21 protein-coding genes and 1 other RNA gene are annotated in these 24482 nt (G+C 65.7%); 10 read left to right on the top strand and 12 right to left on the bottom strand.

The features are described 5' to 3' along the window. Nucleotides 1-179: 179 nt before the first annotated feature. The 3 genes from gpmI (at nt 180) to DU505_RS06900 (ending at nt 4301) form a co-directional block, all read left to right on the top strand. A complete protein-coding gene (gpmI, locus tag DU505_RS06910) occupies nt 180-1754 on the top strand; it encodes a 2,3-bisphosphoglycerate-independent phosphoglycerate mutase (protein WP_114478246.1) in 1575 nt (524 codons plus the stop codon). A gap of 19 nt (nt 1755-1773) precedes the next feature. After that, a complete protein-coding gene (locus tag DU505_RS06905; protein WP_114478245.1) occupies nt 1774-2937 on the top strand; it encodes a murein hydrolase activator EnvC family protein in 1164 nt (387 codons plus the stop codon). 71 nt (nt 2938-3008) lie between these two features. After that, nucleotides 3009-4301: a S41 family peptidase gene (locus tag DU505_RS06900; RefSeq protein WP_114478244.1), complete on the top strand. Its 1293-nt coding sequence runs from the start codon at nt 3009-3011 to the stop codon at nt 4299-4301. A gap of 3 nt (nt 4302-4304) precedes the next feature. Here the strand turns inward: DU505_RS06900 and DU505_RS06895 are convergent, their stop codons facing one another. The 4 genes from DU505_RS06895 to DU505_RS06880 form a co-directional block, all read right to left on the bottom strand. Next, entirely contained in the window at nt 4305-5552 is a 1248-nt protein-coding gene (locus tag DU505_RS06895; protein ID WP_245947796.1) for a UbiH/UbiF/VisC/COQ6 family ubiquinone biosynthesis hydroxylase, read from the bottom strand. Between the two features lie 45 nt (nt 5553-5597). After that, a complete protein-coding gene (gene ubiH / locus DU505_RS06890; protein WP_114478242.1) occupies nt 5598-6827 on the bottom strand; it encodes a 2-octaprenyl-6-methoxyphenyl hydroxylase in 1230 nt (409 codons plus the stop codon). A gap of 74 nt (nt 6828-6901) precedes the next feature. Continuing rightward, nucleotides 6902-8239, bottom strand: coding sequence for a Xaa-Pro aminopeptidase (pepP, locus tag DU505_RS06885; protein ID WP_114478241.1), 1338 nt, complete (start codon nt 8237-8239; stop codon nt 6902-6904). Nucleotides 8240-8283: 44 nt separating this feature from the next. Next, entirely contained in the window at nt 8284-8859 is a 576-nt protein-coding gene (locus DU505_RS06880) for a UPF0149 family protein (RefSeq protein ID WP_114478240.1), read from the bottom strand. 156 nt (nt 8860-9015) lie between these two features. Between DU505_RS06880 and DU505_RS06875 the strand changes: the two genes are divergently transcribed. The 3 genes from DU505_RS06875 (at nt 9016) to DU505_RS06865 (ending at nt 10238) form a co-directional block, all read left to right on the top strand. Next, complete coding sequence (locus DU505_RS06875; RefSeq protein WP_114478239.1) at nt 9016-9336, top strand: cell division protein ZapA; 321 nt, start codon at nt 9016-9018, stop codon at nt 9334-9336. A 36-nt stretch (nt 9337-9372) separates the two neighbouring features. After that, nucleotides 9373-9557: non-coding RNA, 6S RNA (ssrS, locus tag DU505_RS06870), on the top strand. Between the two features lie 9 nt (nt 9558-9566). Beyond that, the gene (locus tag DU505_RS06865; RefSeq protein ID WP_114478280.1) at nt 9567-10238 is read left to right on the top strand and encodes a 5-formyltetrahydrofolate cyclo-ligase; all 672 of its coding nucleotides are present in this window, start codon (nt 9567-9569) and stop codon (nt 10236-10238) included. A gap of 386 nt (nt 10239-10624) precedes the next feature. On the opposite strand, the gene ilvA is transcribed toward DU505_RS06865, so the two are convergent. Beyond that, nucleotides 10625-12139 carry a threonine ammonia-lyase, biosynthetic gene (gene ilvA, locus DU505_RS06860; RefSeq protein ID WP_114478238.1) on the bottom strand — a complete coding sequence of 505 codons (1515 nt, stop codon included), beginning with the start codon at nt 12137-12139 and terminating at the stop codon, nt 10625-10627. A 171-nt stretch (nt 12140-12310) separates the two neighbouring features. Between ilvA and rpiA the strand changes: the two genes are divergently transcribed. Then, on the top strand, nt 12311-12985 hold the full coding sequence (gene rpiA, locus DU505_RS06855) for a ribose-5-phosphate isomerase RpiA (protein ID WP_114478237.1): 675 nt from the start codon (nt 12311-12313) through the stop codon (nt 12983-12985). 73 nt (nt 12986-13058) lie between these two features. On the opposite strand, the gene waaA is transcribed toward rpiA, so the two are convergent. The 3 genes from waaA to DU505_RS06840 are packed head-to-tail and all read right to left on the bottom strand — an operon-like array spanning nt 13059 to nt 16889. Beyond that, the gene (gene waaA / locus DU505_RS06850; RefSeq protein ID WP_114478236.1) at nt 13059-14372 is read right to left on the bottom strand and encodes a lipid IV(A) 3-deoxy-D-manno-octulosonic acid transferase; all 1314 of its coding nucleotides are present in this window, start codon (nt 14370-14372) and stop codon (nt 13059-13061) included. After that, nucleotides 14372-15802, bottom strand: coding sequence for a bifunctional D-glycero-beta-D-manno-heptose-7-phosphate kinase/D-glycero-beta-D-manno-heptose 1-phosphate adenylyltransferase HldE (hldE, locus tag DU505_RS06845; RefSeq protein ID WP_114478235.1), 1431 nt, complete (start codon nt 15800-15802; stop codon nt 14372-14374). The genes waaA and hldE overlap by 1 nt, the downstream gene beginning before the upstream one ends. Next, the gene (locus DU505_RS06840) at nt 15792-16889 is read right to left on the bottom strand and encodes a glycosyltransferase family 9 protein (protein ID WP_114478234.1); all 1098 of its coding nucleotides are present in this window, start codon (nt 16887-16889) and stop codon (nt 15792-15794) included. The genes hldE and DU505_RS06840 overlap by 11 nt, the downstream gene beginning before the upstream one ends. Between DU505_RS06840 and DU505_RS06835 the strand changes: the two genes are divergently transcribed. After that, nucleotides 16888-17589: a 3-deoxy-D-manno-octulosonic acid kinase gene (locus DU505_RS06835; protein WP_114478233.1), complete on the top strand. Its 702-nt coding sequence runs from the start codon at nt 16888-16890 to the stop codon at nt 17587-17589. The two genes, DU505_RS06840 and DU505_RS06835, sit on opposite strands and share 2 nt — an antisense overlap. Nucleotides 17590-17618: 29 nt before the next feature. Here the strand turns inward: DU505_RS06835 and DU505_RS06830 are convergent, their stop codons facing one another. Further along, nucleotides 17619-18743: a glycosyltransferase family 4 protein gene (locus tag DU505_RS06830; protein WP_245947795.1), complete on the bottom strand. Its 1125-nt coding sequence runs from the start codon at nt 18741-18743 to the stop codon at nt 17619-17621. A gap of 40 nt (nt 18744-18783) precedes the next feature. Between DU505_RS06830 and DU505_RS06825 the strand changes: the two genes are divergently transcribed. Further along, nucleotides 18784-19878, top strand: a complete 1095-nt coding sequence (locus DU505_RS06825; protein WP_114478231.1) for a glycosyltransferase family 9 protein — start codon at nt 18784-18786, stop codon at nt 19876-19878. On the opposite strand, the gene DU505_RS06820 is transcribed toward DU505_RS06825, so the two are convergent. Beyond that, entirely contained in the window at nt 19832-20611 is a 780-nt protein-coding gene (locus tag DU505_RS06820; RefSeq protein ID WP_114478230.1) for a glycosyltransferase family 2 protein, read from the bottom strand. The genes DU505_RS06825 and DU505_RS06820 overlap by 47 nt on opposite strands. 166 nt (nt 20612-20777) lie before the next feature. Between DU505_RS06820 and DU505_RS06815 the strand changes: the two genes are divergently transcribed. Continuing rightward, entirely contained in the window at nt 20778-22454 is a 1677-nt protein-coding gene (locus tag DU505_RS06815) for a sulfatase-like hydrolase/transferase (RefSeq protein ID WP_114478229.1), read from the top strand. A 6-nt stretch (nt 22455-22460) separates the two neighbouring features. Here the strand turns inward: DU505_RS06815 and waaF are convergent, their stop codons facing one another. Together waaF and rfaD are read right to left on the bottom strand one after the other, a co-directional pair. After that, nucleotides 22461-23504 (bottom strand): lipopolysaccharide heptosyltransferase II, encoded by a 1044-nt coding sequence (gene waaF, locus DU505_RS06810; protein ID WP_114478228.1) that lies wholly within the window; start codon nt 23502-23504, stop codon nt 22461-22463. After that, nucleotides 23501-24466, bottom strand: a complete 966-nt coding sequence (gene rfaD, locus DU505_RS06805; protein WP_114478227.1) for an ADP-glyceromanno-heptose 6-epimerase — start codon at nt 24464-24466, stop codon at nt 23501-23503. Before rfaD ends, waaF begins: the two co-directional genes overlap by 4 nt. Between the last annotated feature and the right edge of the window lie 16 nt (nt 24467-24482).

The raw sequence follows: 24482 nt of genomic DNA, 5'->3' as shown, positions 1-24482 counted from the left end.
CATGGCCCGCGCTTTACCTGATATGACGCTCGACCATGCCGTGCGTTATGATGCCGCAAGCCGATTCAAGTCGCGACCCCCGTCGTTCCAGGCGGTCGAGGAGGCTATGGGCAGCGTACCTTTCACAGCGAAGCCCGCCAGCCCCGGGTCGCGCCAATACCCAACGAGGCCTTTACCCCATGACGAACCCCGCTCCCGCCGCTCCTCGCCCGGTCGCACTGATCATTCTCGATGGCTATGGCCACAACCCGGACAGCGCGAACAATGCCGTGGCTGCCGCTCACAAGCCGGTAATGGATCGCCTGTGGCAGGAAAGGCCCCATACCCTGATCCACACAGACGGCCGCCATGTGGGGCTACCCGACGGGCAGATGGGCAATTCCGAGGTCGGCCACATGAACCTGGGTGCGGGGCGCGTCGTCTACCAGGAGCTCACCCGCATCACCAAGGCGGTGGAGGACGGCGACCTGGATGGCAATGCCATCCTCACCGACGCCATCGATGCCGCGGTGGCACAGGGCAGGGCCGTGCACCTGCTGGGCCTGCTCTCGCCGGGCGGAGTGCACAGCCATGAGGACCATATTCTCGCCATGGCCGAGCTGGCGGCCCGGCGCGGAGCCAAGCGCATTTTCGTACATGGCTTCCTCGATGGCCGCGATACGGCGCCCCGGAGTGCGCTCGCCTCGATCGAGCGCACCAATACGAAGCTGGTTGAACTGGTCGGCGCCGGCAACGGCGGCGTAGCCTCGATCATCGGCCGCTACTTCGCCATGGACCGCGACAATCGCTGGGATCGCGTCGAAAAGGCCTATCGCCTGCTTACCGAGGGCCGCGGCGAGTTCGAGGCGGCCAGCGCCGAAGAGGGCCTGCGAGCCGCCTACGAGCGTGGCGAGAACGACGAATTCGTCAGCGCGACCGCCATCCGTACCGACGGCGAGCCCGCCAGCATCGCCGACGGCGACGCCGCCATCTTCATGAATTTCCGCGCCGACCGCGCACGCGAGCTGACCCGGGCCTTCGTCGAGGATGGCTTCAGCGGCTTCGAGCGTCGGGTTCGCCCCGCCCTGGCGGGTGGCAGCCTGGTGACCCTGACCCAGTACGCCGCCGATATCCCCGCGCCGGCCGCCTTTCCCCCGGCGGAGCTTCACAACACCCTGGGCGAAGTCATGGAGCAACGCGGCCTGACCCAGCTGCGCATCGCCGAGACCGAAAAGTACGCCCACGTCACCTTCTTCTTTTCGGGTGGCCGCGAGGAGGAGTACAGGGGGGAGACCCGAGTGCTGGTCCCCTCCCCGCAGGAGGTGAAGACCTACGACGAGAAGCCTGAGATGAGCGCCGAGGAGGTCACCGACCGCCTGGTGGAAGCCATCGACTCCGGTCACTACGACCTGATCGTGTGCAACTACGCCAACGGTGACATGGTCGGCCACACCGGCAAGTTCGATGCCGCCGTCAAGGCCATCGAGGCCGTCGATGCCTGTGTCGGCCGCGTAGTGGAGGCGATCGAGCGTGCCGGCGGTGCCTGCCTGGTCACCGCCGACCACGGCAACGCGGAACTGATGGTGAACCCGGAAACCGGCGTAGCGCAGACCGCCCACACCACCTTCGAGGTACCGTTGATCTATGTCGGCCCCCAGCCGGTACGATTGCTCGATGATGGCTGTCTCTGCGACATCGCCCCGACCCTGCTCACCATGATGGACCAGTCGATCCCCGATGAGATGACCGGCCGGGTGCTAATCGAGTCGGCATGACGGGCAGGGCCCACACACCATGAGCCGAATCCGGCACCGCACTGCCCTGTGGGCCCTGCTGCTGAGTCTCGTCGCGCTGGCGTTGGGTTCGGCCGCGACGCAGGCCGCCACGCCAAGCGAGCGCGAAGCTCGCGAACGCCTGGATGCCATCGGCAGCGAGATCCAGGCGGCCAGCCGGCGGCTCGGCGCGACCCGGGAGGCACAGGATGAAGCGACCCAGGAGCTGCGCCAGGTGGAGACGGCACTGGCCGAGACCCACGGCCGCCTTGATGATATCCAGGCCGACCGCCAGGGCCTGAACCGGGAGATCGCTGCGCTGGAAGCTGCCCGAGAAGAGCTGGAGGAGGAGCGCGCCGAGCAGAGCGCCGCCCTGCAGGCCCAGCTCGACGCCCTCTACCGCCTGGGCCTCACGCCCCAGTTGAAGCTGCTGCTCAACCAGGATGACCCGGCACGGCTCGATCGACTGCAGACCTACCTCAACCACCTGGCACGAGCTCGCAATGCCCGTCTCGACGAGATCGCCAGCCTCGACGCCCAGCTGGCCGAGAACCGCCGTGAGCAGCGCGAGCGCGGTGAGCGGCTTGACGCCCTGGCGGACGAGCTGGCGTCACGCAGCGCCGAGCTTGCCCGGCGCATGGAGGAGCGGGAACGGCTGGTGGCCGACCTGCAGGGCCGTTACAGCGATGAGCAGACGCGACTGTCGGCACTCGACCGGGACCGCACCGAGGCCGAGCGAGTGCTGGAGCAGGTGCGCCAGGAGATGGCCCGGCTGCAGCAGCCGCCCCCGTCCACCGCCATCGAGCAGACCCAGGGCGAGCTGCCCTGGCCGGTCCAGGGCAGCGTCACATCGAGCTTTCGGCGCGGCGACGGGGTACACCACAACGGCATGTTGATCCAGGCCCGTGAAGGTACGCCGGTCAAGGCCGTCCATGCCGGGCGTGTGGTCTTCGCCGACTGGATGCGTGGCTTCGGCAACCTGCTGATTCTCGACCATGGCGACCAGGTCATGACGCTGCACGCCCACCTGCAGCAGTTCAGTGCCGAGGTGGGCCAGGCGGTATCTGGTGGTGACACCATCGGCACGGTCGGCGTGAGCGGTGGAAACGAATCACCGGCACTCTACTTCGAGGTCCGCCGTAACGGTGACCCCATCGACCCCCAGGGATGGATTGCCAAACGATGAGAGACGCTATTTCACAAGCCCCGGAGCAAGGGCTATGCTGGTCAGCCTCGTTTCGATACCGCGGAGTTCGCATGTCCTTACGTTCTGTCGGCTTCCTGCCCGCTTCCCGGCGCCTGCTGGCAACGCTGCTGCTGGTCCTGCCGCTTGCCGCCCTGCCGCTGACCGTTCAGGCCACCGCCCCGGTCGATGAGCTGCCTCTGGAGGATATCCAGACCTTTGCCGAAGTCTTCGAGCGGATCAAGCGAGCTTATGTCGAAGAGGTCGACGACCGTACGCTGATACGCAACGCCATGCGCGGCATGCTCAGCGAGCTCGACCCTCACTCCGCCTACCTGGACCGGGACGAGTTCCAGAGCCTTCGGGAAAGCACCGAAGGCCAGTTCGGCGGCATCGGCATCGAGGTGGGCCTGGAAAACGGCCGGCTGACCATCATCACCCCCATCGACGACACCCCCGCTTCCCGTGCCGGCCTGCAGGCGCGAGACACTATCCTGAGCATCGATGGTACCTCCACCGAACGCCTCTCGCTGCAGGAGGCCGTCTCGCTGATGCGCGGTGAGCCGGGCAGCGAAATCACCGTCACCATCATGCGCAGCGGTGAAGAGGGCGCCTTCGATGTCACCCTGACCCGCGAGATCATTCGTACCGAAAGCGTGCGCAGTGAGCTGCTGGAAACGGGTTACGGCTACCTGCGGGTCAGCCAGTTCCAGAATCGCACCGGCGAACAGGTCAACAGCGCCATTCGCCAGCTGGAGCGTGACGGCCCGCTGGACGGCTTGATCCTCGACCTGCGCAACAATCCCGGTGGCGTGCTGCAGGCTGCCGTGGCCGTGGCCGATGCCTTCCTGGATAGCGGCCTGGTCGTCTATACCGAAGGACGCCTGCCGGACACCGAGATGAGCTTTTCCGCTGGGCGCGAAACAATCGCCCCTGATGTGCCCCTGGTGGTGCTGATCAACGGCGGCAGCGCCTCTGCGGCAGAGATCGTCGCCGGCGCCCTGCAGGACCAGCGTCGTGGCGTGATCATGGGCACCGATAGCTTCGGCAAGGGATCGGTGCAGCAGGTCATGCCGCTGGGCAACGGTGAAGGGCTGAAGCTGACCACGGCGCTCTACTACACACCCAACGGGCGCTCGATCCAGGCACTGGGCATCGAGCCGGACGTGGAAGTGGTGCGCGGCCGGGTCGAAGTGACCGAAACGGGCCGCCAGCTGCGCGAGGCCGACCTGGAAGGCCACCTGCGCTCGCGCGACGACCCCCGCCAACGCGAGGCAATGACAGAGCGTCTGCGCGAGGACTATCAGCTCGGTGAGGCAATCAATCTACTCAAGGCGCTGAACGTGCTCGGCCGGCGCGACAGGTAGCTCCTAGCGGCAGGCAGCGGGCAGGCGACCGCGGTGCCCGGTCGCCTGACGCATCAGCAACCGCTTGACCGGCACCAGGCGATCGACCCCCGAAAGACCGAGGTTGCGCGCCAGGGTCAGGGCCGGATGGCGGCTGCCGAAGAGCAGGCGAAATCCATCCATCAGCGCCAGCATAGCCGCATTGTCGCCCCGCCGGCGTCGCGTATAGCGGGACAGTACGCTCTCGTGGCCTATCGACATGCCGCGCCGGCGCGCCGTGAGCACCTCTTCGGCCAGCACCGCCACGTCCATCAGGCCCAGGTTGACCCCCTGGCCGGCCAGGGGATGGATGCTGTGGGCGGCATCGCCCACCAGCACCAGGCCCGGCTGCCCATAGGTTTTCGCATGACGCTGGGTCAGCGGAACGGCAAGCGCCCGGTCCACGACCTCTACCCCACCCAGGCGCGACTCGAAGGCCGCCGCCAGGGCATGGCCCAGCACATCGGGCGACAACTCGACCAGCCTTGCGGCCTCCTGCGGCGACGTCGACCAGACGATGGAGCAGTAGCGGTCGTCGCCATCGACGGTCAGGGGCAGGAAGGCGAGCGGGCCGGTCGGCAGGAAGACCTGGCGTGCCACACCGCCATGGGCACGCTCCGTGCGTACGGTGGTCACCACGGCCATGTGCCCGGTGTCATGGGCGCTGACCTCGATCCCGGCCAGGGCCCTCAGCGGCGACTGGGCCCCGTCGGCGGCCACCACCAGCGGCGCCGATAGACGTTGGCCATTTTCCAGAATCACCTCGTGTCCTTTCTCCGCCGACGCCAGGCCGGAAACCCGGGCGCCGAACCGGACGGTTATCGTTGGCAGCTCGGCCAGGCGCGCCTCCAGCGCCGCCAGGATCACATCATTCTCGACGATATGTCCCAGCTCCGGTACGCCAGCCTCCTCGGCGGTGAAGGTGACTTCGCCGCTACCTTCACTGTCCCAAACCTGCATATGGCGGTACGGCGTCACCCGACGCGCCTGCATCCAGCGCCAGACACCCAGGCCCTCGAGCAGGCGCTGCGACACCGGCGTGAGCGCACTGACCCGCATCGCCGGCTGGCCACGCCCTACCGCCTCGGCGGCCAGCGGCTCGTCGCGGGCATCGAGCAGCGCCACCGACACGCCGGCCTGGCCCAGCAGGGCTGCCAGGGTGGCGCCCACCATGCCACCGCCTACGATGATGACCTCGAAGTGCGTGTGCGCTTCTCCATCCGCTTGCGTCATCTCACACTCCCTGCTTGTCATGCTTGCGTCCGACTGCGGTAACCATCAACGCTCCAGCCCCATGGCGCGGCGGGCCAGCCCGCGACGCAGTGGGCCGACCAGGTTGAGTCCCACCAGTCCTGCCGCCCGGGCATGGGACAGCAGGCCATTATCGATGCCGAACAGGCGTATCAGGCCATCGCTGAAACGAACGACATTGTGACGGTCGACGATGCGCCGCGCCTCGAAGTCGCGCAGGGTCAGCATGCTGCCCGCCGACTCACCGCTGCCCAGCGCCAGCTCCAAGGCGGCCACCAGGTCCGTTACGCCCCGTAGCGCCAGGTTGAAGCCCTGGCCCGCGACAGGATGCAACGAATGGGCGGCATTGCCCAGCACCGCCAGCCCAGGCCGGATCGCCTCCCTCGCGGTAACCAGCGCCAGCGGATAGGCGTGACGGCTGCCGACACGCCGAAAGCGGCCGGCACGGTCACCGAAGGCCCGCTGCAGCTCGGTCAGAAAGTCGCCGTCGCTGAGTGCGAGTCGCGCCCCTTCACGCCCTGCCGCATGGGTCCAGATCAGGGCCATCTGCTGTCCCGGCAACGGCAGCAAGGCAATCGGCCCCTCCCGGGTGAAACGCTCGTAGGCCGTACCCTCATGGGGCTGGCTCATTTCTACGTTGGCGATCAGCGCCACCTGATCGTAGGGCACTTCGTCACTGCCGATGCCCAGCCGCTCCTTGAGCCCGGAGCGACCCCCGTCGGCCAGTACTGTGAGCCCCGCCTGGAACTCGCTGCCGTCGGACAGTGTCAGCCGGTATCCCTCCGCCTCGGGCTCGATGCAGTCCACGTTGGCAGGGCAGTGCCATGCCAGGGGCAGCTCGGCCAGGCGCCGATGAAGTACCCGTCCCATCCAGGCGTTGGGAACGACATAGCCCAGTGCCTGCTGACCGAGCTCCTCGGCCAGCAGGCGCGTCACGCCTAGCCGCCCCCGCTCACTGACGTGGATGCGGGAAATCGGTGCGGCCTGCTCGGCCATCGCCGGCCAGAGGCCCATGTCGCGAAAGCGCTGGGCGGACCCCTGGGCGATGGCACTGGACCGGGCGTCGAAGCTGGGTTGCCAGGGTGCGCTCGCCGCGTCCAGCATCGGTGCCGCCTCGACCACGGCCACCCTGAGCCCATGACGTTCGATCAGCGGTGCCAGCGAACAGGCCAGGCTCGCCCCCACCAGGCCGCCGCCGACAATGGCGATATCCACGTTACGCGCATCATTACGCGGCTTGGCCACAGCATCACTCATTTTACGCATCCTGCGCCAAGGCATGAGTCGTAATGTAAATTACATAATGACATACCATACTCCGCTTCCGTTGGTCACTTCTTCACCATCAGGGCCTCGATTTCGTCGACTCCCTTGGGGACACCAGCCGTCAGTACCTCGTGGCCGGTATCGGTCACCGCCACATCGTCCTCGATTCGGATACCGATACCGCGAAAGTCGGTCGGTATATCGTCATCGGCAGGAACATAGAGCCCGGGCTCTATAGTCAGCACCATTCCTGGCACCAGCGGGCGAGGCGAGCCGTTGTGGCGATAGGCGCCCACATCGTGCACGTCGAGCCCCAGCCAGTGGGACGTGGAGTGCAGGTAGAAGCGCTTGAAGCTCGCGTCCTCGACCCGCGCCGACACCTCGCCCTGCAGCAGACCCAGGCGAATCAGGCCGGCGGTGAGGTCATGCACCACGCCCTCATGGATCTCGGCCAGGGTGACGCCTGGCTGAATGGATGCCACGGCACGCTCCTGGGCCGCTAGCACCACCTCGTAGAGGGCTCGCTGGGCCTCGCTGAACCGGCCGCCGACGGGAAAGGTGCGCGTGATGTCCCCGGCATAGAGGTCCAGCTCGGCACCGGCGTCGATCAACACCAGTTCGCCGTCACGTAACGGCTCGTTATTCTCGATGTAGTGCAGCACACAGGCGTTGGCACCGCCACCCACGATGGTGGCATAGGCCGGGCCGCTGGCGCCCTGCCAGCGAAACTCGTGTTCCAGCTCGGCCTGGAGGTGGTACTCGGCCAGGCCAGGCCGAGCCGCGCGCATGGCGCGCACATGACCCCGCGCCGATATTTCCGCGGCATGTCGCATCAGCGCCAGCTCACCCTCGCTCTTGGTCAGCCGCGCCTCGTGCAGCAGGGGGGCCAGGTCGGCATAGGCCTCGGCGGGCCGTGCCCCCTGGCGTACCCGTGTCGTCAGCTGGCCACGCACGTCATCGGCCAGCGCCATGCTTTCGGGATCCGCCAGCATCAGGTAGAGCATGGTGCGCCCGTCAAGCAGCGCCGCCAACTGCTCGTCCCGCTCGGCATTCTCGAAGGCCTGGTCGATCCCGTGCTCGCGTACCGCGCCTTCAGCGCCCAGCCGGATGCCGGTCCAGGCCTCCATCGTCGGCTCGCGGTCCTGGCAGAACAGGACGCTCTCGCCATCACTGCGTCCCGGCAGCAGCAGCAGCAGCGCTTCGGGTTCGGGAAATCCCGTCAGGTAGTGGAAATCGCTGTTCTGGCGAAACGGATAGTCGCTATCCCGCGAGCGGGTGACGAGGGAGGCCCCCATCAGCAGCACGGCACTGTCGGCGGGCAGCTGCGCCATCAGCGATGCGCGGCGGGCGCGATACTCGTCGTTGGAGATGGCCGCGGGGCGGGGCAGGGGGTCTGGCAACATGTCGGCTCCTGGCATCGGTAGGGAGACTCCTGGGACTCGGGCGGTCAGTGCTGGGTGGGCTCACCCGCTTCCACCTGCGGCTGCCCCGGCCGCTGTTCGGTATACAGCAGCATGGCGGCCATGCGGGCGTGTTCGGTCAGCGCGAAGAGGTCGTTCTCGTTCTCGGCGCTGTCATCGATATCGGTCTCCATGGCGGCCAGCGCCGCCAGGTCATCGACGGCTTCGCGCAGTGGCGCCGACCAGCCTTCACGGGGCTCGGAGCCGGCATCCTCGATCACCTCGAGAAACCCCAGCGTCCATTCACGCAGCCCTTGGGCCCGCTCGGCCAGGGAGTAGAGCTCATCGGGCAGCAGCGGCTCGTAATTCAACGAACTGTCCGCCAGCGTCTCCAGGGTGAGTCGCCGCCACTCCAGCAGGGCCTCGCCGCTCTCACGGTCCCGTGGCTGTTCCACCCCCAGCCCCAGGCAGACTTCCTCCAGCCAGCCGCTGGCGCTCAGCTCGTGCAGGGCCAGCGAGGCACAGAGCCTGCCGTCGAGAAAGGCGGGCGACTGCATGCTGCCGTGCAGCAGGAACAGGTCGGCGATGGTGGAAAAATCGGGGCGTTCGTCGATCGATGACATGACAACTTCCGTATGACAGGCTGTGTAGTGGGGCATCCGGACAATCCCACCGCGCGTTGACCGCCCGTGAGAGCCTCTCTTATAGTGTCCGAATGCCACGTCTTGATTGATAGGATGTTAACGCATCGGGCTGACAAGCCGACACCGGAGCCCTCCATGAGCGATGACGCCTCTCGGCCAACCGCCGAGATCACCCTGCTGGGCCGCCACTATGTGTTCGCCTGCAATCCGGGCGAAGAGCACAAGCTGGACCGTGCCGCACGCTACCTGGACCGAGCCATGCTTGGCATCCATTCCCAGAATACCCTGTTGGGTAGCGAACGCGTCGCCCTGATGGCGGCACTCAATATTGCCCACGAGCTGCTGGAGGTGCTGGAAGAGCGCCGCAGCGGTGAACAGGATCTCAACCGGCTCAGCGAGCGGCTGGAGCGCGCATTGGCGAATACGCTGCCGCCCGACGGGGTCACGGCCGAATGACATTGGACGGACTGGCCAGCTCTGATAGGATGAAGGTGTTCCCTGGGGTGTTGGCCAGTCGTTATAGTCCCTCGAGCCTATGCGCAATACCCAGGGCGGCCATTTGCTAGCCGGACCCGTGTGCATGTCCGTGCGACGGAAAGCCTGACGGTTCGGCTGCGGCCACCCACCTTGAACCAAGGGTTCAAGGGCCAGAATGACAGCGGCACTCTGGGGAACCCCATCGCATCATGAGCAACCTGTCCAATCCCTTCACATCCGATTTGCCCGACTCCCGGCGCCAGTTACGCCAGGCCTTACGACGCCGGCGCCGATCGCTCAGCCCGCGTGAACAGCACGCCGCCGCCCAGGCGATGTGTCGTCGCCTGCGCCAGCTTCCTGAAGTGATGCGCGCCCGCCGCGTTGCGCTCTACCTGCCCAACGACGGCGAAATCGATCCCCGGCCACTGCTCTCCTGGCTGGCGGACCGTTCGGCCCGGGCCTACCTGCCGGTACTCAAGCCCCTGTCGCACAACACCCTGTGGTTCGTGCACTACCACCGGGGCACGCCCATGGTTCGCAACCGCTTCGGCATTGCCGAACCCGAGACGCGACACGGCGCCCATCGGGCACGACGCCTGCCAACCTGGGCCCTGGATCTGATCCTGCTGCCACTAGTGGGCTTCGACGACCAGGGCCAGCGCATGGGCATGGGCGGTGGTTTCTACGACCGCAGCCTGGCATTTACCCGCCACCGTGGCCCGCGGCCACGCCTGCTCGGCCTGGCCCACGACTGCCAGCGGGTAGAGCGCCTCCCAACAGCCCCTTGGGATGTGCCGCTGGATGCCATCGTCACCGACAGCCGGGTCATCCGCCCCGCTGATAGCACCCATGAAAAGCCGCCCTTGAAAAGCCACTTGTGAAAAGCCCGCCATGAAAAAGCCGGCCCCTGCATGAGCACCGGCCGGCTTATTCGCTAACGTTGTTATTCTAGTCCTGCTTCATCTGATCATGGCACTGACTGCCGGTTCATCCACCCGTCAGCGCCTGGGCGTAGCCAGTTACCACTACGCCAATGCCGAAGGCCAGCACCAGTGCCATGACCAGATCGGGCTTTCGCTTCATTGCCTGCTCCCCTGAGTTGACCGTATGGAAGATGCCGCAACATGCCGCAACAGGGGGACTATAGGCCCAGAGGCACCGCCAATACAACCGATTCAGGCGTCGATTACATAATGAAACCCTCGCCATTTCGGGGCTTTGCTGTAAGCCGATACTAACTTAGACACCCCTGTGGCGACATCGCCACTCAGGCCATGAACAAGCGATAGGCCGCGTTGTCGGACTCCTTCCAGTAGCGATAGCCGATCTCGTCGAAGTACTCCTCCACATGGGAGCGGTCGCCGTTTGGCACCTGCATCCCCACCAGCACCCGGCCATAGGCGGCGCCGTGATTGCGGTAATGGAACAGCGAGATGTTCCAGTCCTGGGGCAGGTGGGTGAGGAAGTTCATCAGCGCGCCGGGGCGCTCGGGAAACTCGAAGCGGTAGACCTCTTCCTCGAAGTGTTCCTTGGGCCGGCCGCCGCCCAGATGACGGATATGCAGCTTGGCCAGCTCATTGTCGGTGAGATCCTCCACCGGATAGCCACCGTCACGCAGCTTCTCGATCACTGCCTGGCGGTCCTCGCCACCCGGCTTGACCTGCACCCCGACGAAGATGTGAGCCGCCTCGGGGTCGGCATAGCGATAGTTGAACTCGGTCACCATGCGCCGCCCCAGGGTCTTGCAGAACTTCTTGAAGCTGCCGGGTTTTTCGGGAATGGTCACGGCCAGGATCGCTTCACGCTGCTCGCCGAGTTCGGTACGTTCGGCAATGTGCTGCAGGCGGTCGAAATTGGTATTGGCTCCAGAGTTGATGCAAAGCAGGGTCTGGCCTTCGACGCCGGTCTGCTGAATGTACTTCTTCAAACCCGCCAGGGAGAGGGCGCCGGAAGTCTCCGATACCGCTCGGGTGTCGTCGAAGATGTCCTTAACCGCCGCGCACATCTCATCCGCGGTGACGGTGATGACGTCATCGACCAGATAGCGCACGATCTTGAACGGCACCTTGCCGATCTGCGCTACCGCCACGCCTTCGGCGAATACGCCAACCTGACTGAGGGTCACGCGCTTGCCCGCTGCGAGTGCTGCCTTGAGGCAGGCGCTGTCCTCGGCTTCCACACCGATCACCTTGATGTCGGGGCGCAGATACTTGATGTAGGCCGCCACGCCGGCAATCAGCCCGCCACCGCCTACCGGCACGAAGATGGCATCCAGGGGGCCGCTGTGCTGGTGGAGGATCTCCATGGCGATGGTGCCCTGGCCGGCGATGACGTCGATGTCGTCAAAAGGGGGGATGTAAGTATAGCCGTGCTCGGCGATCAGCTCCTGAGCATGCGCTGCGGCGGCGGCGAAGGCATCGCCCTTGAGTACCACCTTGGCCCCTCGGGCGCGTACCGCCTGGACCTTGATCTCCGGGGTGATGCGCGGCATGACGATGATCGCCTTCACGCCCATCTGCTTCGCCGCCATGGCAAGCCCCTGGGCATGGTTGCCCGCCGACGCCGCGATGACCCCCTTGGCCTTCTGCTCCTCGGTCAGCTGCGCCATCTTGTTATAGGCGCCGCGGATCTTGAAAGAGTAGACCGGCTGCAGGTCCTCCCGCTTGATCAGGATGGTGTTGTTGAAGCGCCGAGACAGAAAGGGGGCCGGTGAAATCGGCGTTTCCCGAGCGGCTTCATAGACCCGGGCCTGGAGAATCTTCTTTACGGTAGCTTCGAGCATCCTGATGTCCCAAGGTGTGGCGCAGAAGGGCGGCAGCGTGTGCTGCACTGCAGAGAACCCCTATAGGTAGCATTCCGGCGCCCCCGCCGTCCAGCTAACCCGTCGGCAGGAAGCCCCGTCTGGCTTATAATGGAGCGGCTATCGCCACACACCCCAGACAGCGAGCCTCACATGACCCAGGACGAACTGAAGGACGCCGTAGCCGCGGCCGCCATCGACGAGATTGCACCCCACCTCGAGCGCGATACCATTCTCGGCATCGGCACCGGCTCTACCGCCAATCGGTTCATCGATCGTCTGGCCCGGCTGCGCGACGACTTCATGGGGGCCGTGGCCAGCTCCGAGGCCAGTGCCGAACGCCTGCGCGGTCATGGCATCGAGGTCTTCGAACTCAACAGCGTCGGCACCGTGCCCTATTACATCGACGGCGCAGACGAAGTGAACGCTCACCTTCACATGATCAAGGGCGGCGGAGCGGCCCTCACCCGAGAGAAGATCGTCGCCGCCTGTGCGGAACGGTTCATCTGCATTGCCGATGCATCGAAGCGCGTGGAAAGACTGGGCGACTTCCCGCTGCCGGTGGAGGTGATCCCAATGGCACGCTCCTATGTCGCCCGCGAGCTGGTCAAGCTGGGCGCCGATCCGGTCTATCGCGAAGGCGTGATCACCGACAACGGCAACCGGATCCTCGACTGCTTCGAATTCATGATCGACGACCCCGTGGCCATGGAAGCCAGGATCAATGCCATCGTCGGCGTGGTCACCAATGGCCTGTTTGCCGCCCGTGGCGCCGATGTGCTGCTGCTGGGCAGTGACACCGGCGTCGAGCGGCTGACGCCGGCCTGACGATGCCCGCGATACCGGGATTAATTCGGCTTGCTTCCAGGCAAGTGGAATTCAGACATGTTGAGGTACGCGCTCACTCACCCAGCAGAGCAGATAGACCCGACATGGTGCGCCCCAGGGCGCCACGATTTGCCGCCATCACCGCTTGCCCGGCCGCGGCCAGCCGGTGGCGCTCGGCTTCATCGATAAACAGGGCGACCAGCGCTTCGACCAGCGCCTCGCTGTCGGGAACCTCCACCAGGGCGGCAGCATCGCGCAGGATCTCTGCCACGTCCTCGAAGTTGGCGAGTTCAGGGCCGGTGAGCACCGGCACCCCCATGGCGGCCGGCTCCAGCAGGTTATGCCCACCGATCGGCACCAGGCTGCCGCCGACGAAGGCCAGGTCCGCCGCGCCGTAAAGGGAGAGCAGCTCCCCCATGGTATCGCCCAGGTAGACCGCCGTGCGGGCGTCGGGCGGTTCGTCGCGGGAGCGGCGCGCCATGGCCAGGCCCCGCTCATGGCACAGAGACGCCACCGCATCGAAGCGTTGGGGGTGACGCGGCACCAGTATCAGCAGGGCGTTGGGATAGTGTTGTCGTAGCCGGACATGGGCCTGCAGCAGCAGCTCCTCCTCGCCCGGGTGGGTAGAACCGGCGGCCCATACCGGACGCGAGCCCAGCCGAAGGCTTAGCTTTCGACTCAGTGCCTCTGTTTCGGTGGTCGGCGTCAGGTCGTACTTCAATGAGCCCACCACCTCGATAGCCACCGGCGCCATGCCCAGCGACCGGAAGCGCTCGGCGTCGGCCGTGGATTTGGCAGCGAGCCAGTCGACGTGACTAAGGGCATCCTGCATCAGCGGGCGCAGCCGACGATATCCCCGATAGGCACGAGGGGAGAGGCGCCCGTTGACCACCGCCGTCGGTACTCCTCGTTGGTGGCAGGCCGCCAGCAGGTTGGGCCAGAGCTCGGTCTCGAAGAAAATGGCCAGCGCCGGATTCAACCGGTCGATGAAGCGGCGGGTCGCACCGGGAAAGTCCAGTGGCACGAAGTGGTGCTCGAGCGGGCCATCGGCTGCATCTACGGTCGCCGATTCTCGCAGCGCTCGGCTCAAGGCGCGGACACGCTCGGCGCCGGTCGCGGTCATGGTGGTGACTATTAGACGGTGCTCGGGATAGCGAGCCAGCAGGGCCTCGATCAGGGGCCGGGCTGCCAGGACTTCTCCCACCGAGGCGCAGTGAAGCCAGATGCCACGCTCCGCGACAGGCCGGGCAGGCAGCAGCCCGAGCCGTTCCCGCCGGGGGTTTGTGAGCGCTTGCTCACGCCAGACGCGCTGCCATATCAGCGGTGAGAGCAGATAGAGCGCCGTCGAATAGAGATGGCGTGCCCAGGGTCGGCCTCGGCGTTGCATCAGCTCTCGCGATCCAGGATCGTCGAGATCATCGCCGTGGTCGATACGCCGTCCTCAAAGCCCAGCACCATCACCTCGCCGCCGGCGGCACGGACCGCATCGCCACCGGCAATCTCCTCGGGGCGATAATCGCCGCCCTTGACCAGCACGTCTGGAATCACCGCCTCGATCAAGCGCTGGGGTGTGTCTTCCCCGAAGGGCACCACCCAGTCCACTGCCCCCAGTCCGGCCAGGACCTGCATGCGCCGCAGCAGCGGGTTGATAGGCCGCTTGGGACCCTTGAGCCGGGCAATGGAGGCGTCGTCGTTGACCGCCACGACCAACCGATCGCCGAGCCGACGGGCATGCTCCAGGTAGGCCACATGGCCGGCATGCAGGATATCGAAGCAGCCGTTGGTCATTACCACCCGCTCGCCGCGGGCCTGGGCGGCCCGCACCGCCTCGATCAACGCGGGCTCCTCGATCACACCGAACTCGGCCAGCTTATCGCCGTGCAGGGCCGTGTAGAGCTCGGCGATGGAGAGCGTCGCCGTGCCCGGCTTGGCCACCACCAGGCCGGCGGCCAGGTTGGCCAGGGTCATGGCTTCGGGAAAACCGTGGCCGGCGGCCAGCGCCAGCCCCAGCACGCCGATCACGGTGTCGCCGGCACCGGTCACGTCGTAGACCTCGCGGGCCCGGGTGGGAATATGCAGGGGTTCGTGCCCGGCCCGGATCAGCGTCATGCCTTTCTCGCTGCGGGTGATCAGCAGGGCCTCGAGTTCGAGCTCCATGCACAGCGCCTCGCCCCGGGCAGCCAGTTCGGCATCGTCGCGGCAGTGACCGACCACGCCCTCGAACTCGGCCAGGTTGGGGGTGATCACGCTGGCCCCCCGGTACTTGCGGAAGTCGCTGCCCTTGGGGTCCACCAGCACGCGCTTGCCCGAGGCCTTGACTAGCTGGATCAACGCCTCTACCTGATTGAGGGTGCCCTTGCCATAGTCGGAGAGAATCACCAGGTCGCTGCCGGGCAGGCCCTGCTCGACCCGAGCCAGCAGGCCGGAGGTGTCGACATTTTCCAGGCCATCCTCGAAGTCGAGACGAATCAGCTGCTGGTTGCGGCTCATGACCCGCAGCTTGGTGATGGTGGGAATGCCAGCGCTGCTCTCGAAGTAGGTCTCCACCCCCGCAGACTCCATGCGGGCAATAAGGCGCCGAGCATTGTCATCGTCGCCGACCATGCCGCTCAGGGCCGCGTGAGCCCCCAGTGAGGCAATATTGAGCGCCACGTTGGCCGCACCGCCGGGGCGATCCTCGCTCTCCTCCACCCGGACCACCGGCACGGGGGCCTCCGGCGAGATACGTGAGGTGGCGCCGTGCCAGTACCGGTCGAGCATGACATCGCCTACCACCAGCACGTGCGCCTGCTCCAGCGCAGTCAGATCAAGCTTCATCGGGTGTCTCCGTTTCCTTGCTCTCGTTCGGCCCTGTCAGCAATGCATCGAGCCGTTGGACGACATCGTCGACACGAATCAGGGACATGGCATCGGGATGACGAACGCGCTCGCCCCAGGCGATCTCCTCGGGCGCCTTGTGGAGGTAGGCGCGAACCGCCTCCGGATAGCGATCGACCACGTGGTCACGCCACAGATAGGGCGCTGCACGGTCGGGGTTGGTGGTGGCATACAATCCGATCACCGGGGTACCCATGGCGTTGGCCATGTGCACCGGCCCGGAATCCGGAGCGATCACCACCCGCGCCCGGGCAATAAGGGCCAGCAGGCCCTTGAGCGAGCTGTTGCCGATGACATCGATCACCGCCTCCGGGCGACTCAAGGCCTGGATACGCTCACCCACTTCCCGTTCCTGGGTGCTGCCGCCGCCGGTCAGCACCGTTTTCAGACCAAACTGAGCCCAGGCGTGCTCGATGACCGCCGCATAGCCCTCGGCGGACCAGTTGCGAAAGTTGCGTAGCCGCGGGTTGGCGCAGGGGCTCATCAGCAGGTAGGGGGAGGCGCCGGTCAGCCCGCGAGCCTCACCCTCGGCCTCGGCCGGCACCGGCAGGTTCCATTCCAACCCGTGATTCTCGACGCCCAGCAGGCGGGCGAAGTCCATGAACGACTCCAGCACATGGGCGCGCGGATGCGGCGCCAGCTGGCGATGGGTGAACCAATGCTGGGCATCCTTGGCCCGTGCCTTGTCGAACCCCACCCGCACGTCGGCCTTCAACCCCAGGGAGAGCACGCTGGCCCGCAGCGCCTGCTGCATATGCAGCAGCACGTCGAAGCGGGTGTCACCGAGCTGGCGCCATAGGCGCCGCATCCCGGCAAGGCCGCTGGCCTTGTCGTAGACGACGAACTCGACCCCCGAGAGACCGGCCAGTAGACTGTGTTCCGCCTTGCCGATGATCCAGGTGATGCGAATGTCGGGCCACTGCCGCTGCAGCGCTCGGATGGTGGGGACCAGATTGCACACGTCGCCCAGCGCGGAGAGGCGCAGCACGGCGATATGGCGAGGTTGGGCAGGCAGAGGATGCTTCATGCACTTGGCAACATGTCGGACGGGAAAGGTTTTCATTCTATATGATGCGGACAGTCTATGTGACGCCAACCTGACGCCACAAATCACCCCGCAGCTATTCTCGCCGGCCCATTGGCGTGAAGCGGGCCGTGTGGTGGGCGAAGCGCCCGGCCGTGGCAGCAGCCTCTTCCTCGATACAGGCACTGCCCAGTGGGTATTGCGCCCCTACCGCCGCGGCGGGCTGATGGCAAGGCTTGCCCGGCAACGCTACCTGTGGACCGGCCGGGAGCGGACCCGGGCGTTTCGCGAACTGCGCCTGACCGCCGAGCTCTACGCCCGGGGCCTGCCCGTACCCAGGCCGGTTGCCGCCGCCGTCACCCGCCACGGCCTCTCCTATGAAGCGGCACTGATCACGGTACGCATTACCGGCGCCCGCTCCCTTGCCGACCGCCTCATCGAAGGCCGTGACAGCGAGGCGCTCCTCGAGGCGGTGGGCCGCACCATTCGTCGATTCCACGACGCCGGCCTCGATCATGTCGATCTCAATGCCCGCAACCTGCTGGTCGATTCCGAGGAGAGTGTCTGGCTGATCGATCTGGATCGCTGCCGGTTGCGCACGCCCGGCAGCTGGCAGGAGGCCAACCTGCGACGCCTGGATCGCTCCCTGGAGAAATTCGGCGCCGGCGCAGCCGGTGAGGCGATCCGTCGAGGCTATGGCTAAGTGCTATGGTTAAGGTCTATGGCTAAGAGCTATGGCTGAGAATACTCCTCGAGCAGGGCTCGCACATGGGCAGCCAGCTCAAAGCGCTCCGCAGCCCGCCGCTGCGCCGCCTGCCCCAGTCGTTGTCGCTGCTCTGGATCCCTTACCAGCCCCGCCATGGCATCGGCCCAGGCCTCGGGCGCGTCCGGTGATGCGAGGCAGCCGCAGGTAGCATCGATCAGCTCCGGGATGGCGCCACTGTCGGCGCCGACCACGGCCTTGCCGGCGGCCATCGCCTCGATGACCGTGAGACCGAATGCCTCGTTGCGCGACGGTACGCAAACGATATCCAGCGCTTCGAACAGCCGCGGCAGGTCGCGGCGAAAGCCGGCAAAGTGAAGTCGCGTTTCCAGGCTCAACGATGCGACTTGAGCCCGCAGCCCCGCCACATAGGCCTCGTCGCTGCCCTCGGCGGCAGTGAGGCCACCAATGACGACGCCATGCCAGGCCAGGTCCGGATAGCGCTCGCGCAGCAGAGCCAGCGCCTCGACCCAGAGCTCCTGGCCCTTGCCATCCGTCAGCCGTCCAGGCAGGCCGATGGCCACACTAGCGGCAGGCACACCGAGTTCGCGGCGCAGTGCCTCGCGCTCCGCCTCGCTCAGCCGGGGGCGATAGGGCTCGAGGTCGATACCGAGATAGAGCCGCTTGATCCGCTCCACCGGCAGGGGGAAGGCGGCGACATTGCGCGCCCGCGTTGCATCACTGATGGCAAACAGTCGGGTGACCCTGCCATAGGCCCAGCGGTGGTAGAGGTCCTTCTTGGCGCGGGTGACCCCCATGTGATCGGTGAAGAACAGCTTTAGCTTCGGCCGCAAGGTGGCGAGCAGGGCACCCAGACGCAGATCGCTGGACTTGTGGCAGTGCAGCACGCCGATGTCATGACGCTTCAGGTACGCAAGCACCCGGCCGACCTGCAGCAGGGCACGCCCCCGCGTGGGCACCGTCATAGGCTCGATGCCCGCCTCGACCAGGCTTGCGGCTACCGCAGAGCCTGCCAGCGCCAGGCCATGGGGCTCCCAACCCTGGCGCTTAAGCTCGGGTATAATCCGCCCAGGATACATTTCCAGTCCGCCCCAGCCATCCGAAAGGCAGATATGCATTACCTTGTGCGACAAGGTCGTCTCCTTCTTCGGCCACCGGGGCACGGGAGCCCAGATGACGTCTTCTGCCAACGGGGGCAATCCCCGCGAATCGACCCGCATACTGGTCGTGCGTAACGACAAGGTCGGCGACTTCATGCTGGCCTGGCCGGCGCTTGCCTACCTCAAGGCCACATCGCCCGCCCTGCATATCAGTGTTCTGGTCCCAACCTATACCGCGCCATTGGCCCGGCTGTGTCCCTGGATCGACGAGGTGATCCTGGACCCGGGCGGCGATGCCGGTCGCAATGCACAGCGTTCTCTGCTGCAGCAGCTTCGAGCCGGTCGCTTTGCGGCCCTGCTGACCCTCTACTCGACGCCGCGAATCGGCTGGCTGGGCTGGCGTAGCGGAATACCGCTACGCCTGGCTCCTGCCACCAAGTGGGCGCAGCTATTCTACAATCATCGCGTCACCCAGCGCAGGTCCCGTTCCACCCGGCCTGAGTACGTCTACAATATCGAACTGGCCGATGCCTTGCTGCTCGCCCTGGGTGTGGCGTCGGTGGCTCGCCCGGACCCACCCTACTGGCCCCTCCCTGCCGGCACGTCCGAAGTGCAGAGGTCCCGCCTCGCCCAGGAGCTCGGCATCGCTACGTCACGTCCCTGGATCTATCTGCATGCCGGCAGCGGTGGCTCGGCGGTGAACCTGACCCCCGGGCAGTATGCCCAGCTGGCACGCTTGATCGATGCGCGCGCAGGCGGCAGCAGGCCCATCTGGATCATGACGGCGGGGCCCAGCGAGGAGGCCACCGCCGGTGAGCTGCGCGACCGGCTGGAGAGCGATGGTCTGGAGGCGGTCGTGCTGCCGCCGAGAAGGGGACTGGGCGACTTCGCGATGACTCTCGCGGCCGCCGACCTGTTTATCGCCGGCTCCACCGGTCCGCTGCATATTGCCGGCTGCCTCGACCGGCCCACCGCCGGCTTCTATCCGGCCCGACGATCCGCCACGCCGCTGCGCTGGCAAACCTGCAACAGCGAGTCGCACCGACTCGCCTTCAGCCCGCCGCCGGGGGCTGCAGAGTCCGACATGGCTGCCATCGACCTGGATGTGGCGGCGACCGCCATCAGTGAGCTGATATATCGTCTGGAGGAGGCGACGTCCGAGTTCTGACCCACAGGTCGGCATACTTGGCGAAGGTCGAGTGGGCAGAAAGCAGCGCCAACAGCAGGCCCTGCCGCCCGTCCAGGAAGCCGGCCTTGAACAGATACATGCGCAGAAAACAGCCGATGCCATGCCCGATACCCGCCGCCAGGCTGCCCCGCTTGCCCCGCGCTGCACGCTGCTCGGCCCAGGCCTGGGCATAGTGGGCGGACTTCTCCAGGTAATGGCGCAGGTCGCGGTAAGTAAAATGGAGCAGATCACCCTGAAGCGGCTTCACCACCAGCCGCTCAGGATTTTCCAGCTTCTCGTGCACCAAGGATGCGTTATACCCGGCTCGCTGCCGTGGATAGAGGCGTGCCACACGATCCGGGTACCAGCCGGAATGACGTATGAATGCCCCGAAGCACCAGGAGAGGCGCGGCAGCGTATAGATAGCCGGCTGATTCAACGCCACGGCGGCCTCGATGCTGCCGCGCAGCTCGGGCGTCACCCGCTCGTCGGCATCGATCATCAGCACCCAGTCGCTCTCCACCAGCGCCTCCGCGCGTTGCCGCTGCACGCCGAAGCCCTGCCAGTCATCCTCGACCACGACCTTGTCGGTAAAGGCCCTGGCGATATCGCGGGTGCCATCCATACTACCGGCATCCACCACCACGATCTCGTCCGCCCAGCTCAGCGTCTCCAGGCAGGCTTGCAGGTGAGCCTCCTCGTTCTTGACGATCAGTACGGCAGCGAGGCTCATCAGGCCCTTCCTTGTCAGCTGAGCGGGGCATCAGTTTACGGGTGCAAGCGCCGGGACGGCAAACGACGCCCTCCTCCAGCAGGCGGTTCGACCCACGACTTTTGGTGCAAACAGGCCTCGACTTGATAAGCTGCTAACTGAACTCACCACCTGCGCGCGCGGTGCCATGCCCTTTTTCTTCTCGTTTCGTGACCTGAACTTCCCCCGCTGGTGTTCGCTGCTGATCATCGGTCTTTGCCTGGGGTATGCCGTCACCTCCCTGACACCACTTCCGGTCTGGGGACTCCCCTTCGTCACGGCAGCCTGGTTGTTCCTGGGGTTCCGGCTTCTCTGGGGCGCGCCTCATGCCCCGCAGCGCTCCGCTGTTCCACGCCTATGGTCCTGGACACTGGTACCCATCGCGCTGTGGGGACTCTATATCTACCTTTCCGAAAGCTTCGGCAACGTCGACCTGAGTGCCGTCTTCTTCCATCTCCAGGCCGGCATGGCCGACCATGGTGGTGTCAGCCGGGTCGGGGCCGCCGTCATCTATACCCTCTCCATGGCAGCACTGTTCGTCTCGTTCCTCTGGCTTCTACGCCACGATCATCGCTGGCGACGGATAGAATTCTTCCTGGCCCTGCTGCTGCTGGCCAGCAACCCCCTGCTATACGGCGTGACCCAGCGCGGCGCGGCTATCGTTACCGACGATGGCGCCTGGCTGGACCGCCAGTATGTGGAACCGATGATTCTCGACGCTCGGGACGACCCGCCCAACCTCCTGCTGATCTATCTGGAAAGCATCGAGCGCACCTATGCCGATCGCGAGCGCTTCGGCGACGCCTATGCCGACCTGGATGCCATCGGCGAGAATGGCCTGGTCTATGAGGGCGTCTACCAGCTCGACAATACCGGCTGGACCATGGCGGGCATGATCGCCAGCCAGTGCGGTACTCCACTGATGCCCGCCGGCCTGCTCCACGACCGACAGTTCTCGCCGCTGGAAACGGTAGTACCCGGGGTCGACTGCCTGGGCGACCTGCTCTCCGAACAGGGCTATCGGCTCACCTACATGGGCGGCGCCAGTACCGCCTTCGCTGGCAAGGGTCTCTTCTATGAGGAGCACGGCTTCAACACGGTGCTGGGGCGTGAAGACCTTCAACCCCGGCTAGACGACCCTGACTATCTCAACAACTGGGGGCTCTATGACGACTCGCTCTACGACTACACGGTAGAGGAGATCCGTCGCCTGAACGACGAGCAAGGCCCCTGGGGACTGGTCAATCTCTCGCTGACCGGCCATGCCCCTCGTGGCTATCCCGCCCAGCGCTGTCTCGATCGCCAGGGCGAATTCGATGGCGAGGATATTCTTTATTCGGTCGAGTGTTCAGCCTGGCTGGCCCGGAACCTGCTCGAACGACTCAATAGTGAAGGTTTGCTGGATAATACTCTGGTGGTGATCGCCAGCGACCACCTGACCATGCGGGTCTCGGCCTGGGAGCAGCTGATCCAGAGCGAGCGCGACAATACCTTCATGTTGCTGGGCCCCGGCATCCCTGTGGGCAGACAAGGCCGGGAGGCGTCCATGGTGGACGTTTTCCCCACCATACTGGATGCCATGGGCTTTACCATCGACTGGCATCGTGCCGGCCTCGGCGTATCGCTGCTGTCGAATGAGCCCACCCTGATCGAGGAGCATGGCATGGAGTTTGTGAACGCCCGGATGCACGAGGAGAACGCCCTGCAGCAGCGTCTGTGGGAGGGGCTCGCACCGCAGCGCGAGGAGCCGCAGGCGGAGCCTCAGGAACAGATCGTGGAAACACCGGAGGACGCTACCGGTGAGGAGCCCGCTTCGGTCCAGTGATACCCCTCAGCCACGGCCGATGAGTTCTGCTCTCGAGGCCAGTATCGCCTGCAAGACCCGCTGGGGCGATAGCTGCACCAGGCAGTTGGTATGGCCCAGCGGGCAGGTGCGCTGGAAACAGGGAGAGCACTCCAGCGCCAGGGTATGAATCGTGGCTTTGTCGGTCAGGGGCGGCGTGTAGAGCGGCGACGACGAGCCATAGAGGGCCTGGACGCGGGTCCCCACGGCGGCCGCCACATGCATCAATCCCGAATCGTTGGTGACCACCTGCCGGCAGTCGGCCAGCAGGTCCACGGCGTCGGCCAGCCGTGTCTTTCCGCACAGGTTGTGCACGCCCTCCTGCCCTTCTGCAATCACCGTGCCGGCCTCGGCATCCTTGGGGCCGCCGAGCACCCGCACCTCGAAGCCTTCCGCCACCAGGCGCAGGGCCAATTCACGAAAATGGCCCAACGGCCACTGCTTGGCCGGGCCATACTCGGCACCGGGCATCATGCCGATGGCTGGTCGTGACGAGAGCCCCAGGCCGTCGCGCACAGCCGCCAGGTTCAGGGTATCGACCCGCAGCCGCGGACGAGGGATCGACAGAGCCTCCAGATCTGCACCCGCTGGCAGGCCCAGCGCGACGAAGCGCTTGACGGTCTGGTCCAGTACTTTCTTGTCCAGCGCGCGCCGATCGTTGAGCAGCCCGAAGCGATGTTCACCGGTATAGCCGGTGCGCCGGGGTATCCGCGCCAGGAAGGGAACCAGCGCCGACTTCCAGGAGCGAGGCAGGACGATCGCCCGGTCGAAGCGCCCCGCGAGCCGCTTCGCCAGCGTCCGCCGGGTGCCCCAACCGAATTCGCCGTGAGTTACGTCCAGCGTCGCCACCTCGGCGACCTCATCCATGCGCGCAAGGATCGGCTGCGACCAGCCGGGGGCCACGACCCCGATATGGCAGTCGGGCTGGCGCTGCTTGAGTGTCTTCAGCAGGCTCTGGGCCATCACCATGTCACCGACCCAGGATGGGCCAACCACCAGGATGCGCTCGCCCGACGAAGGCGGTGCCCTCATTCAGCCTCTCCGCCGAGCCACCGCAGGTACTCCCACACCCCCTCGGCCACAGTGCGGAATTCCCGATCATAGCCCGCCTCCCGCAGCCGTGAGATATCGGCCCGGGTATAGCTCTGGTAGCGCCCCTTGAGCTCTTCGGGGAAGTCGATGTACTCGATTTTGCCCTGGCGGTGAAAGTCGATGACGGCTTCACCGATCGCCTTGAAAGGCTCGGCACGCCCCGAGCCCAGGTTGAAGATTCCGGACTTCCCCGGGTTGTCGAGAAACCACAGGTTGACGTTCACCACATCACCGACATAGACGAAGTCACGGCTCTGCATGCCGGCCTCATAGCCATCCCAGGCGCCAAACAGCTTGAGGTCCTGCCCCGCCGATATCTGGGTGTGATGGTGGAAGGCGACGCTGGCCATCTTGCCCTTGTGTTGTTCCCGCGGGCCATAGACATTGAAGTAGCGAAACCCCACCACCTGGCTCGTCAGCTCATCCCAGTGCTCGCGCACGTACTGGTCGAAGAGCAGCTTGGAGTAGCCATAGACATTGAGCGGCTTCTCGTACTCGGGCTCCTCGCGAAAGACCTGGCTGCCTCCGTAGGTCGCCGCCGAGGAGGCGTAGATGAAGGGGATGCCCTGCAGCTGGCAGAAATGCAGCAGCACCTTGGAGTACTCGAAATTGTTGTCGAGCATGAAGCGGCCATCCCACTCGGTGGTGTCCGAGCAGGCGCCCTCATGGAAAATGGCTTCGATGGGGGGCAACCGCGATGACTCACCACGCAATACCGCCTCGACTCGCTCGCGAAAGTCATCCTTGTCCAGATAATCCCCGAGCGTGCAGTCGGCCAGATTGACGAACTTGGTGCCGTCGAGAAGGTCGTCGACGACCAGCACGTCCGTGCGACCACGCTCGTTGAGTGCCTTGACGAGATTCGAGCCGATGAAGCCAGCACCACCTGTCACTACGATCATTAGGGTTCCTCGCTGC

It is taken from the genome of Billgrantia montanilacus (assembly GCF_003336675.1).
GTDB lineage: Bacteria > Pseudomonadota > Gammaproteobacteria > Pseudomonadales > Halomonadaceae > Halomonas > Halomonas montanilacus.
This window is presented reverse-complemented; position numbering and strand designations above follow the sequence as displayed.